Source organism: Streptosporangium sp. NPDC006007 (assembly GCF_040614315.1).
Taxonomy (GTDB): Bacteria; Actinomycetota; Actinomycetes; order Streptosporangiales; family Streptosporangiaceae; genus Streptosporangium.
In genome coordinates, this window is the sequence record NZ_JBEXUG010000005.1 from 71,706 (window position 1) to 83,930 (window position 12,225).

Sequence of the window (12,225 nt, forward strand, 5' to 3'; positions counted from 1 at the left end):
CGGTTCGCTTCCGTCCGCGCCCCACCCGCACCCACATATGTCGCTTGTTCTATCAGACATGAGTTTTGTGAACAAGAGACAACCTCTTGTTCACTCGTAAAATCGCTGATCAGAAGGGAGAAAAGACACCCCTTACATCGCACGCCAGCGGCTTGTTCACCAAATTTCACAGATGCTTAGGGTGGGATCGATCACACATCCCGCGGGGGCGCCGTTACCCGGAGTCCGCGCTCCGGCCCGTGGAGACATCCCTGGTGGACGGGGTAGGAAACCGGGTGTGAACCGTTCGCGGGGTCTCACCCCCGAGCCGGAGGATCCGCGGGACGAGCCGACGCCCGGCGTCCCGGGCCCTCCGCCGTCCCCGGACACCTCCTCGGACACCTCGGGGGCTGCCTCTGGGAGAGCCCCGGGGGAGGTCGCCAGGACCGGCGGCGCCCGCGTGCCCGGTACGCCGCCTCGGCCCAGCGGGCCGCCGGCCGGGCATCGGCGCGGCCGCAGGGGGGCGGAACCGGGTTCGCTCGACCGGCCCTACAGCGCCCTCAACCTGCGGCTTCTGCTGGCCTCCTACGGATTCGTGGCGTTCACGGCCCTGGCCGTCCTCGCGTTCACCATGAGGCTCTGGCCACTGTTCCACCTGAACTGCGCACTGGCCGCCGTCGCCCTGGCCAACGCGGTCGTGGTGGCGGTACGGCGTCACCGGCGAGGCGGCCACCACTCACTGTTCGAGTAACCCGCGCGCCGGGCACTCGTCTCCGGGTCAGGCGTCGGCGCCCAGCCAGAGGTCGGGGCCGAAGACCTCGTAGTGGATGTCGCGGGCCGCCACGCCCGCCCCGACCAGTTGGGCACGCGCCTCGCGCATGAAGGGCAGCGGGCCGCAGAGGTAGGCGATCGCTCCCTGGGGAAGCTCGACGTCGGCCAGGGCCATGCGTCCGGGCAGGGCGTCCCCCCGGGCTCCGTCCTCGTACCAGAAGACCCGTCCGGCCTCGGGCAGCGCGTCGACGAGCCGCTCCATGTCCCGGCGGAGCGGATGGTCGGCCGGGGAGCGGTCGGCGTGCAGCAGCAGTACGCGGCGGGGGGAGCCGGTGGCGGCCAGATGCTCCAGGATCGCGGCGATCGGGGTGCAGCCGATGCCCGCGGAGACGAGCACGAGCGGCGCGTCACCGTCGGAGAGGGCGACGTCGCCGAAGGGCGCCGACAGGGTCAGCTCGTCCCCCGCCCGTACGGTCTCGTGCAGCAGGGTGGACACCTCGCCGTCGGGCGTGTCCCCGCCGCGCACCCGCTTGACGGTGATCTTGCGCAGTCCGTCCCAGCCCGTACCGGACAGCGTGTACTGGCGGAGCTGGTGCACGCCGTCGGGCATCCGCACCCGGACGCTGACGTACTGGCCCGGTTTGGCGGACGGGACCGGGCCGGCGCCGGTCGGGCTCAGCAGGAAGGAGACCACGTCGGGCGTCTCCTCACGGCGCTCAACGACCCGCCACCGCCGCCAGGTGCGCCCGCCCTCGGCGCCGGCCTCGGCGTAGATGCGGGCCTCCAGGGCGATCAGCGCGCCGGCCATCAGCCAGTACACCTCGTCCCAGGCCGCGGTGACCTGCGGGGTGGCCGCGTCGCCGAGCACCTCGGCGATCGCCCCGAAGAGATACTTGTGCACGATGACGTACTGGTCGTCGGTGACGCCGACGGCGGTGTGCTTGTGGGCGATGCGGGCGAGCAGCCGGTCGGGGCGCTCGTCGGGCCGCTCCAGCAGGGCGACGGCGAACGAGGCGATGGAACCGGCGAGGGCCCTGCGCTGTTCACCACTGGCCTGGTTACCCCGGTTGAACATGCCGTCGAGCAGTTCCGGGCGCTCGGCGAACATCGTGGAGTAGAACCTCTCGGTGATGGTGTCGAGCGACGCGCCGATGACAGGCAGCGTGGCGCGGATGATCCCGGCGGATTCCGCGGACAGCATGTGACCTCCAGAGACGGGGTGGAAGGAGAGGCGTGAGGATAATTTGCATCTCACATGCATATTAAAGTCCCCGTGGCGATCTTCCCGGAGGGCCCAAAGTCGCCTCCTTTAGGGCCGAAAGTCATTTAACGCAACAGGAGTGAGACAAGTGCCGGACCGGTGGGCGACACCACCAGGGAGTCGACCGTGACCGGGTCGAGCGAGGCGCAGAACGCCTCCCGCGCCTCGGCCAGCACCGCCCGGAGCCGGCAGGCGGCCCGCAGCGGGCACGGCGGGGCGTCCTCGCAGCCGACCACGTCGCCCATGCCCTCAAGCTCGCGGACGATCCCGCCGACCGACGCGCGGTGCCCCGCCCCGGTGAGCCGCAGCCCGCCCCCGCGCCCCCGCCTGGCCTCCACCAGCCCCAGCTCGCTCAGCCGCGCCACCGCCTTCGCCGCGTGCGTGTACGGCACCGCGAGCGCCTCGGCCACCGAGCGCGTCGTCAGCAGCTCGCTGTCGTCCGCCACGGCGAGCCTCATCACGATCCGGAGCGAGATGTCGGTGAAAACGGTCAGGCGCATGCCCTCACGGTAAGCCGTCACACGTACAGTCCCCACTCTCACGAGCTCCCCCGGGACCGGACCCACGGTGTCAACCATCGCATCTCGGAGCCGGCCGGTGCCTCCATCGAGCAGCCGGAGGTCACCCGTGAGGGCAGGGCCTCGGTCGCCGCCCTGGCCTGCCAGCGGCCCGGGCAGCGGTCCCGGCTGATCTACCGGATTCATCGCCACCGGCGGCGCAGGGGCGAAGCGGCGAGCTTCACCTGGCGCGACTACCGGGACCTGATCGTCATGGCCCATGTGCAGCCCGGCGCGCCGATCGTGCTCGCCTGGGACAATCTGAACCGGCACATATGCCCGGAGATGCGACGGTTCATCGCCGACAACGGTGACGGGCTGCGGGTCTTTCGGTTGCCGTCGGACGCTCCCGACCTCAATCCGGTGGAGGGCATCTGGTCACTGTTGAACCGTGGCGGGCCGGCCAACCTCGCCGCGGCAGGCCTGGATCACCTGGTGCGTGTGATCGAGGAAATCCCCTCCAGGGATCCGCCACCACTCCCGAAGTAGTTCTCAGGAAGGCCGACCACCCGAGAGGGTAACCGGCAGTTGAAGCAGCCCGTGACTACGGAAGGACCGCTGCCAGGAGAGTTCTTCGATGGGCACGGACGCCGCCAGGCCCGGGAAACGGCGCACTAAAGTACTGATCGCAATCTGCGCCTCGGCACGCGCCAATGAGGCACCAAGGCAGTAGTGAACACCGAACCCGAACGCCAGGTGCTGATTACCCGGATTCCGGAGGATAAAGTCGTCTGGATTGACAAAGGCCGTCTCGTCTCGCCCGGCACAGGCGAGGGACAACAGCACGGTGTCACCCGCCGAAATGGTGACGCCGGCGATCTCGATGTCTTCGACGGGAAAACGGCGGATGGCATACGGCGTCGGTGTCAGGAAGCGCAACACCTCCTCCACAACAGGCCCCACAAGGCCCGGATCACCGCTTAGCGCGTCCAGGTACTCGGGCTGACACAGCAGGGCGAAGGCACCGTTACCGATGAGATGCACGGTGGCCTCATACCCCGCCCAAAGAATCAAGAAGGCGAGAGAGGTCATCTCCTTTTCACTGAGACGGCCCTCCTTATCCCGGGCGGCGATCATGGCCGACACGAGGTCATCGGCGGGCTTGACACGCTTATCGGCGATCAGACGCGTCAGGAATCGACTCATGCGCTCAACCGCCTCTCTCGCCTGAGCCGGCCTGCCGGGATCCGGTGCGATCAACATCGTCGTCCAGCGCCGGAACATGTCCCCGTCCTCGACGGACACCCCCAAGAGCTTTCCGATCACCATAAGCGGCAGGGGTACGGCAAGCGCAGTCATCAGATCGGCCCGACCACGAGATGCGACGGCATCGAGCAACTGGTCGGTGGCCAGCTGGATATAGGGTTTCAGCCCCTCGACGCGTCGTGCAGTGAAGGCGCCGGAGACCAGCCGCCGGATCCGCGCGTGGTCTGGGCCGTCCATATTAAGCAGGTTGGCGTCCAGAACGGGCGGGAGCCGAAACCCTCTGTAACCACCCCGGGAGTGAGTCCTGTCAAGCGATAGACGCGGATCGCTCAGTGCGGCCCTCACCTCGGCGTAACGCGTCACCAACCACACCGGCGAGCCGTCAGGGGTCGTGGTCCGCAGCACGGGGCCCGTCTGCCGCCACAGAGCGTATGACGGATACGGGTCGGCCATGAAAATCGGATCATTGGTCAACCCGAACGAAGCGTCTACATGAGTGTCATCGCTCATCTGGACTCCTCGGCGGCCTCGGCCTCAACAGTTCCTCGCGTCCGATCACCAGCCCGTACGGCAGCAACGATCGGTGAACCGGCAAAGGCCCGGGTGCCCCTGAGCAGCCATACGACCTCCTGAGACATAGCTGTCTCTCCCGTTTTACCGGATGCTCCCCACTCTGGCACCGTAAAGTTCGCGTCTACGGCTCTCGCCCGCAGGGCGGTCGCAAGCATGTCCGCTTCGACCACGGCGGCGCACTCCAGCCCGATCTCGGATACCCGTCAAGCCAGGTCAGGCCCGGTTATCCTCCGGCATGGGCGGTGGATCGGAGACCCGGAGGGCGGAGGAGAATCGGGGATGTGGAACGGATCAATCCGAGCGGGCGTCGCCGGCAACCCCTCGACCGCGCGCCGATGCCGCCGGAGAAGCGCCGACGCGGCGGGGTGCCCGGTGCCGGGATCGCCGTGGCGGCGGACGGGGGCCGGGGATGCTGAGACTGGACCGGCTGGTGAACGTCCTCGGCGGGTACGGGGCCCGGCTCTGCTCCGCTCCGGCGTCGCGGGAGGTGGGGCTGCGCAGCGTGGTGGTGCACGATCCGACCGACCCCCGCCCGGCGACCGGTGACGTGTTCCTCGCGGTCGGCGTGGACTCGGCGTCCGACGCCGTACGCCTGGCCCGGTCGGCGCGGGCCGCCACGGTGCTGGTGCGCGGGAGTCCGCCGCTGGAGGAGAACGCCCTGGCGGACGCCCGCGACGGCGGGATCGCCGTACTGCTGGTGGAACCGGAGGTGTCCTGGAGCCAGCTCTTCGGCGTGGTGTACGGCCTGGTGCTCGAAGGGCGTGAGACCGAGGCCGGGCGGGGGCCGACCGATCTGTTCGCCTTCGCGGACATGCTCGCGGCCGAGATCGGCTCCGCGGTGACGATCGAGGACCAGATGTCGCGCGTCCTGGCCTACTCCGGCTCGCAGCAGACCTCCGACCCGGTCCGGCTGGAGACGATCCTGGGCAGGCGGGTGCCGGACGCCATGCGCCGGCTGCTCCAGCGCAAGGGCGTCTTCGCTCACCTGGCGACCTCCGACGAGCCGCTGTTCGTCGACCCGTCGCCCGAGCACGGCCTCAGGGGCCGCATGGTGGTCGCCGTGCGCGCCGGGCGCGAGCTGCTGGGCTCGATCTGGGTCGAGTGCGAACGCCCGCTGTCCGACACGCGGCGGATCGTCCTGGGCGACGGGGCACGGGCGGTGGCGCTGCACCTGCTCCGCTCCCGGGTCAGCGCGGATCTGGAACGCCAGGTGGAGTCCGACCTCGTCATCCGGCTGCTGGAGGGTACGGCCGACGCGCCGTCGGTGATCAGCAGGCTCGGCCTGCCCCGGGGACGGTTCCGGGTGATCGCGCTCCAGGCGCACATCGCCGCGGAGAGGCACGCCGCGGTCCTGCTGGCCTTCGAACGCGCCACCACGGGCTTCGGCTGGTCACGGCCGGGACGGAGCACGCTGTTCGGCAACACCCTCTACACGCTGCTGCCCTGCGACAACGACGCCACGCCGGCCCGCGACTGGCTCGCCGCGATCGTGAACGTCCTGCCCCGGCGGGTCACCGTGTTCGCCGGCGTCGGCGGGGCCGCGGACCCCGTCCAGCTCCCGGCGAGCAGACAGGAGGCCGACGAGAGTCTCGCCCTGCGGGCGGGACGGTCCGGCGGCCCCCTGGCGGTCGTCTACGACGAGTCGTGGGACGAGATCCTGCTGCAACGTCTCCGGGCCGCCGCCTCGGCGGGACGCGCCCCCACCCGGGGGCCGGTCGCCGAGCTGAGCCGGCACGACGCCGAGCACGGCACCCACCACATCGCGACGCTGCGCGCCTGGCTGGAGGCCCAGGGGGACCTGCCCGTCGCCGCCGACCGCCTCGGCGTCCATCCGAACACCATCCGCTACCGGCTCAGGAAGATGGCCGAGATCACGGACCTGCGGCTCGAACTGCCGGAGAAACGGCTGGCGATGATCATCGCACTGGCCGCGGGCCAGGACAGACAGCCCTGACCCCCGCCCCCTCACCCGCGCCCCTCTGTCGATACGGTCTGTCCGGGCCGTCCATCGAGGCCGTTCGGCGGCATTTATCAGGCTATTCGGTCGGGCCGTCTGTCGAGGCCGGACAGAGCCCCCTCTGTCGCTTGTCCAAAGCGGACAAACCGTTCGCCGCCCTTACCGGTGATGCTCGTATCACGCGGGCGACGCCCGCCACAGGCGGCGATTTCGGAGCGGAGAAGTGGTCATGGGTATCGACGGTGGACCGCGCACGGCGGTGGTGATCGGCGCCGGTGTGGTGGGGCTGTCCACCGCGTGGTTCCTGCAGGAGCGCGGTGTGGACGTCACCGTCGTCGATCGGGACGGCGTGGCCTCGGGCGCGTCGTGGGGCAACGCGGGCTGGCTCTCCCCGGGACTGGCCATCCCGCTGAACGAGCCCGGGATCCTCCGTTACGGCCTGCGCTCCCTCCTCGACCCGAGCGCCCCGCTGCACGTGCCCGCCACCCCCGATCTGAAGCTCTGGTCCTTCCTCACCCGGTTCGCGGTGAACTGCACCTGGAAGTCCTGGGGCCGGGCCGTACAGGCCAACCTCCCGTTCAACGAGGAGTGCCTGGAGGCGTTCGACGTGCTGACGTCCAACGGCGTCGAGGCACCCACGGTCGAAGCCCCGATCATGGCCGCGTTCAAGACCCCCCGGCAGGCCGTGGCCCTCCTGCACGAGCTCCAGCGGATCAACCGGTCCGGGCTGCACATCGACTACACCGCCTTCGAGGGCGACGACCTCCGCAAGCAGGCGCCGCAGCTCTCCCCCGGCGCGACGGCCGGGATCCGGCTGGACGGGCAGCGCTACGTCGACCCCGGAGGGTTCACCCACTCGCTGGCCCAGTCGGTCATCGCCCGGGGCGGCACGGTCAGGTCCGGCTTCCCGGTGACGGCGGTGGACGACGACTCCACCAGCCTCACCGTCCGGTCGAGCACCGGAGACTCCGTCACGGCCGACGCCGTCGTCCTGGCCACCGGCGCCTGGCTGAACGGCCTCGGCGAGTCCTGGGGCGTCCGCGTCCCCGTGCGCGCCGGGCGTGGTTACTCGTTCACCGTACCGACCGACGAACCCGTGTCCGGGCCGATCTACCTGCCCGCCGTACGGGTGGCCTGCACGCCGTACCAGGGCAAGCTGCGGGTGGCCGGAACGATGGAGTTCCGTGACGCCGACGCCCCGCTGTTCCCGAGACGCGTCGACGCGATCATCAAGTCCGCCCGGTCGCTGCTCACCGGCGTCTCGTGGGAGGAGCGCACCGACACCTGGGTCGGCCCCCGCCCCGTCACCCCCGACGGCCGGCCGCTGATCGGAGCCACCAACGCCCCGGGCCGGTTCGTCGCCGGCGGGCACGGCATGTGGGGGCTCACCCACGGCCCGGTCACCGGGCGGATGCTCGCCGAGCAGATCACCACCGGAAAGCAGCCCGCCGCCCTGCGGGACTTCGACCCCACCCGCTGACCCCGGCACACCGGATCCGGCGTGGTGCCCGGCACACCTCGCCACGCCGAATCCCACCGGGATCAGCGAAGGCCCTGATGTTCTCCGGCGAGACGGGGAGGCGGCGCCCCGGGGAGCCCCGCGTCCGGATCACGGTGACGCCGGGACACGGCGACCAGCACGGCGGCCGCCCGCCCCGGGTTGCGCAGGACGCGGAGCGGCAGGTCGGCCAGCCAGAGCACGTCTCCCCGCCCGAAGCGCCGGCGCCCGCCGTCCAGGCCCTCGGCCTCGAACTCCCCCTGCTCCACGACGACGATCGCGTCCCGCCATTCGGACTCGTCGTAGTCGGCCGAGAAGCCGGGCGCCAGGACGATCCGCCGGAGCTCGAACGCGCTCGGCGGCTGTTTGCCGAGAAAGGGGAGCCGGCCGGGATCGTCGTTCATGTTCACCAATCGCCTCTCCGTCTCCCCGTGGATGGTGACCTGGGACCACAGCCCGGCTGACACGTATGACGGACGCCGGGTGTGAAACTCATCGTTCACCGCGCGACAGACCGGGCCGCCGGCCGCCCGGTGAGCCGCCCGCACGGCGAGGGGGGACCACATCGGCCCCGCCTCCGGTAGGGCAAGGCGGGAGATGCGTCGCCGGACGGCCGGATGAGACGGTGCGGAAATGAGGAACAGCTGGCGTCACCACCGCGCCCGCACGCCCCGGAAACCGTGGCCGCACGGCCGGCGAGCGAACCTGAGAGGTGCCCGCATGCGTCCCTTCCGGATCGAAATCCCGCAGGCCGATCTCGACGATCTGCACCGGAGGCTCGCCGCGACCCGCTGGCCGAGTGAGATGCCGGACGTCGGCTGGGAGCGGGGCGTGCCCCTGGGATATCTCAGGGAGCTCACCGACTATTGGCGGACGACCTACGACTGGCGGGCCGCCGAGGAGCAGCTGAACCGGTTCCCCCAGTTCGTCACCGAGATCGACGGGGTGAACGTGCATTTCCTGCACGTCCGGTCGCCGGAGCCGGCTGCCCTGCCTCTGATCCTGACGCACGGCTGGCCCGGCTCGGTCGCCGAGTTCCTCGACGTGATCGGGCCGCTGACCGACCCCGGCGCTCACGGCGGCGACCCCGCCGACGCGTTTCACCTGGTCATCCCATCGATTCCCGGGTACGGACTCTCCGGCCCCACCGGCCGGACCGGCTGGGACGTCCCCCGGGTCGCGCGCGCGTGGGCGACGCTCATGCGTCGTCTCGGTTACGGCCGGTACGTCGCGCAGGGCGGAGACTGGGGTTCGCCGATCTCCCTGCAACTCGGGCTCGCGGACCCCGGGCACGTCGCCGGTGTGCACGTCAACATGCTCGTGACGTTTCCCCCCGAGGACTTCACCGGCCCGGCGGACCTGGACGACGCCGATCGGGCACGGCTGGAGCACGCGGGAGAGTTCGCACAGGACGGGCTGGGCTGGCAGCGGATCCAGTCCACCCGCCCGCAGACCCTGTCCTACGCGCTGACCGACTCACCGGTCGGGCAACTCGCCTGGATCGTGGAGAAGTTCAGGGAGTGGACGGATTCGGGGAAGGCGCCGGAGGACGCGGTGAACCGCGACAGGCTGCTGACCAACGTCATGATCTACTGGCTCACCGCGACCGCGGGATCGAGCGCCCAGCTGTACTACGAGTCCGCCCGCCTCAGCCTCGACTTCGCGAGAACGTGGGGTGGGCCGTGGCCGCTCACCGTGCCGGTCGGGGTGGCGGTCTTCCCGGCGGACGCCACTCGCCCCATCCGGGCCTTCGCCGAGCGGGCCGTCCCCACGATCACCCGCTGGACCGAGTTCGATCGCGGCGGTCACTTCGCCGCCATGGAGCAGCCCGGACTGCTGGTCGGCGATGTGCGGGCGTTCTCCCGGACGCTGCGATGACAGGCCGCGCGATCGCTCAGGGCGGCCGGTGTCACCCGGCCGCGCTCCCTGCCACGGTCCCGGCCCCGGACGCGACCCCGCCCCCACCGGCACGCGACCGTTCCTGACCGCTCGTCAGCAGATGGAAGGATCCCGATGCGCGTCCTCTTTCTCACCGTCGCCGACAAGTCACACCTGCACATAGCGGCCCCGCTGGCATGGGCGCTCCAGACAGCGGGGCACGAGGTGTGCGTGGTCGGCCAGTCCGGCCTGGCAGACGTCATCACCCCCACTGGCCTCACCGGCGTGGAACTGGGGGAACCGGAGGAGGTCCGGCTGACCTCACGGATGAACGAGAAGGAACCGGAGAGGGAGCGCGATCCGGGGCAGGAGCCGGACGTGCGAGCGGCGGCCGGGGATGCCTCGAAACAGCCGGTCGGCGACGCCCCCGAGCATGGGCATCGGCGCAATCCGCGGCAGAGCGACTACGCCGGGGACGACCCGGGCGCCGAGTTCGAGTCGCTGGTCACGAACCTTTTCCCGGTCATGTGCCCGGACCCCCTCTTCGACGACCTGGTGGACTTCGCCCGCGCGTGGGAGCCGGATCTGGTGATCTGGGACATGCTGACCTACGCCGGCCCGGTGGTGGCACGCGCCGGCGGCGCGGCGCACGCCCGCCTGCTGCTGGCCACCGACGGGGTGGGGCAGCTGTGGTCGGCGATACCGGAGAAACTGAGGGGCTCCGGCGGCCCGCTGTACAACTGGCTGGAGCCGAAGCTGGAGCGGTTCGGCTGCGACTTCGGCGAGGACATGGCGGTCGGCCAGTGGACCATCGACCCCATGCCCTGGTGGACGTACCACCCCGCGGGCATTCACTACCTCCCGATGCGGCATCTGCCGTTCAACGGCCCCGCCATGGCTCCGCGGTGGCTGTACGACAAGCCCGCCCGCCGGCGGGTCTGCATCACCCTCGGCAACTCGCACCGCGACGCCGGTCGGGTCGAGGCCCCGGTCGGCACGCTCATCGAGGCGGTGGACGGCCTCGACATCGAGGTGATCGCCACCTTCGGCGCCCAGCAGGTCGATCCGCTGCCAAGCCTGCCGGACAACGTGCGTACGACCAGCTTCGTCCCGCTGAACGTGCTGCTGCCGTCCTGTTCGGCGATCATCCACCACGGCGGTGCCGGAACGTTCGCCGGCGCGGTCGAGCACGGGGTTCCGCAGCTCATCGTGCCCAGCACCTGGTGGAGTGAGAAGTGGTACGGCCCCGTGGCGATGGCGAACGGGCTTCAGGAGCGCGGCGCGGGCATATACGTGTGCGACTCCGATCGGCTGACCGCCGACAGGCTGCGCGACAACCTCGTCCGGGTGCTGGAGGAACCGTCGTTCGGGGAGAACGCCGCCCGACTTGGTACGGAGGTGAGGGGGATGCCGACCCCGAACGACATCGTCCCGACGCTGGAGAGGCTGACGGCCCGGCACCGGGGCTCCCGGTCGCGGCCGGGCGGCCTCTGACGGCCGTGCTCCCCCGTGCGGCCCGGCCACCTCGGTCGCCGCCGGGCCGTCCCTCCCCCTTCCGCCTCGATGTCACGGAAGGGGGCCTCACCATGTCGAGGCGGTGCCCCACCACGAGATGACGATCTTTCCTCACGTGTCCACCAACGATGATTTGGACAGAGCCGATGAAGGGCATAATCCTGGCCGGAGGCTCGGGTACACGCCTCATGCCGCTCACCACGACCACTTCCAAGCAGCTGCTGCCCGTCTACAACAAGCCGCTTGTCTACTATCCGCTCTCCGTCCTGATGCTGGCGGGCATCCGTGACATCCTGCTGATCAGCGCCCCCGACCAGCTGCCCGGTTTCCGGAATCTGCTCGGCGACGGCTCCGGCCTCGGGATCCGTCTCCACTACGCCCCGCAGCCCACGCCGCGCGGCCTGGCCGACGCCCTGATCATCGGCCGGGAGTTCGTCGGCGGCGCGCAGGTGTGCCTGATCCTCGGCGACAACATCTTCTACGGTCACGAGCTCCCGATGATCCTGCGGGAGGAGATCGCGAAACTGGACGGCTGCACGGTCTTCGGCTATCCGGTCGCCGACCCGGAGAGGTACGGCGTGGCCCTCCTCGACAGCGCCAAACAGCTGATCGGGCTTGAGGAGAAGCCGACCCGCCCGCACAGCAACCTCGCCATCACCGGTCTCTACTTCTACGACAACGAGGCACTGCGCTACGCCGCCGAACTCACCCCCTCGGCCAGGGGCGAATTGGAGATCACCGACCTCAACCGGCGCTTCCTCGCCGAAGGCCGGGCACGTCTGGTCTATCTGGGCCGCGGCACGGCGTGGCTGGACACCGGAACACCCGACAGCCTGCTCGAAGCCGGTCTCTTCGTGCAGATGCTGGAGAAACGACAGGGGGTGCAGATCGCCTGCCTGGAGGAGGTGGCGTACCGGATGGGGTACATCGGCGCGCGCGGGCTCGAAGAGCTGATCCGTCGCGCCGGGCCCTCGTCCGAGAGGGGCCGGTATCTCGCGCGGCTGCTGGAGACCGCCGGCTGACGGGGATC

The 12,225-nt window shown here is 70.3% G+C and carries 12 protein-coding genes; 7 read left to right on the top strand and 5 right to left on the bottom strand.

Features of this window, described 5'->3' with window-relative positions:
* The first annotated feature begins 277 nt into the window (after positions 1-277).
* Complete coding sequence (locus ABZ194_RS05935; protein WP_355592800.1) at positions 278-730, top strand: hypothetical protein; 453 nt, start codon at positions 278-280, stop codon at positions 728-730.
* Between the two features lie 27 nt (positions 731-757).
* Here ABZ194_RS05935 and ABZ194_RS05940 read toward each other — a convergent pair whose 3' ends face one another.
* Positions 758-1,951 carry a globin domain-containing protein gene (locus ABZ194_RS05940; RefSeq protein WP_355592802.1) on the bottom strand — a complete coding sequence of 398 codons (1,194 nt, stop codon included), beginning with the start codon at positions 1,949-1,951 and terminating at the stop codon, positions 758-760.
* A gap of 125 nt (positions 1,952-2,076) precedes the next feature.
* Complete coding sequence (locus ABZ194_RS05945) at positions 2,077-2,511, bottom strand: Rrf2 family transcriptional regulator (protein WP_355592804.1); 435 nt, start codon at positions 2,509-2,511, stop codon at positions 2,077-2,079.
* A gap of 270 nt (positions 2,512-2,781) precedes the next feature.
* Here ABZ194_RS05945 and ABZ194_RS05950 point away from each other — a divergent pair, with 270 nt between their 5' ends.
* Positions 2,782-3,057 (top strand): transposase, encoded by a 276-nt coding sequence (locus ABZ194_RS05950; RefSeq protein ID WP_355592806.1) that lies wholly within the window; start codon positions 2,782-2,784, stop codon positions 3,055-3,057.
* Between the two features lie 3 nt (positions 3,058-3,060).
* Here ABZ194_RS05950 and ABZ194_RS05955 read toward each other — a convergent pair whose 3' ends face one another.
* Positions 3,061-4,284: a cytochrome P450 gene (locus ABZ194_RS05955; protein ID WP_355592808.1), complete on the bottom strand. Its 1,224-nt coding sequence runs from the start codon at positions 4,282-4,284 to the stop codon at positions 3,061-3,063.
* Entirely contained in the window at positions 4,281-4,517 is a 237-nt protein-coding gene (locus tag ABZ194_RS05960; protein ID WP_355592810.1) for a hypothetical protein, read from the bottom strand. Before ABZ194_RS05960 ends, ABZ194_RS05955 begins: the two co-directional genes overlap by 4 nt.
* 239 nt (positions 4,518-4,756) lie before the next feature.
* Here ABZ194_RS05960 and ABZ194_RS05965 point away from each other — a divergent pair, with 239 nt between their 5' ends.
* Complete coding sequence (locus ABZ194_RS05965; protein ID WP_355592812.1) at positions 4,757-6,301, top strand: helix-turn-helix domain-containing protein; 1,545 nt, start codon at positions 4,757-4,759, stop codon at positions 6,299-6,301.
* Between the two features lie 232 nt (positions 6,302-6,533).
* Positions 6,534-7,784 (top strand): FAD-dependent oxidoreductase, encoded by a 1,251-nt coding sequence (locus ABZ194_RS05970; RefSeq protein WP_355592814.1) that lies wholly within the window; start codon positions 6,534-6,536, stop codon positions 7,782-7,784.
* A gap of 62 nt (positions 7,785-7,846) precedes the next feature.
* Here ABZ194_RS05970 and ABZ194_RS05975 read toward each other — a convergent pair whose 3' ends face one another.
* Positions 7,847-8,206, bottom strand: a complete 360-nt coding sequence (locus tag ABZ194_RS05975; protein WP_355592816.1) for a hypothetical protein — start codon at positions 8,204-8,206, stop codon at positions 7,847-7,849.
* A 316-nt stretch (positions 8,207-8,522) separates the two neighbouring features.
* Between ABZ194_RS05975 and ABZ194_RS05980 the strand changes: the two genes are divergently transcribed.
* The 3 genes from ABZ194_RS05980 (at position 8,523) to rfbA (ending at position 12,217) form a co-directional block, all read left to right on the top strand.
* The gene (locus tag ABZ194_RS05980; RefSeq protein ID WP_355592818.1) at positions 8,523-9,680 is read left to right on the top strand and encodes an epoxide hydrolase family protein; all 1,158 of its coding nucleotides are present in this window, start codon (positions 8,523-8,525) and stop codon (positions 9,678-9,680) included.
* A gap of 135 nt (positions 9,681-9,815) precedes the next feature.
* The gene (locus ABZ194_RS05985) at positions 9,816-11,174 is read left to right on the top strand and encodes an activator-dependent family glycosyltransferase (RefSeq protein ID WP_355592820.1); all 1,359 of its coding nucleotides are present in this window, start codon (positions 9,816-9,818) and stop codon (positions 11,172-11,174) included.
* Positions 11,175-11,341: 167 nt separating this feature from the next.
* Positions 11,342-12,217 carry a glucose-1-phosphate thymidylyltransferase RfbA gene (rfbA, locus tag ABZ194_RS05990; protein ID WP_355592822.1) on the top strand — a complete coding sequence of 292 codons (876 nt, stop codon included), beginning with the start codon at positions 11,342-11,344 and terminating at the stop codon, positions 12,215-12,217.
* Positions 12,218-12,225: the final 8 nt, after the last annotated feature.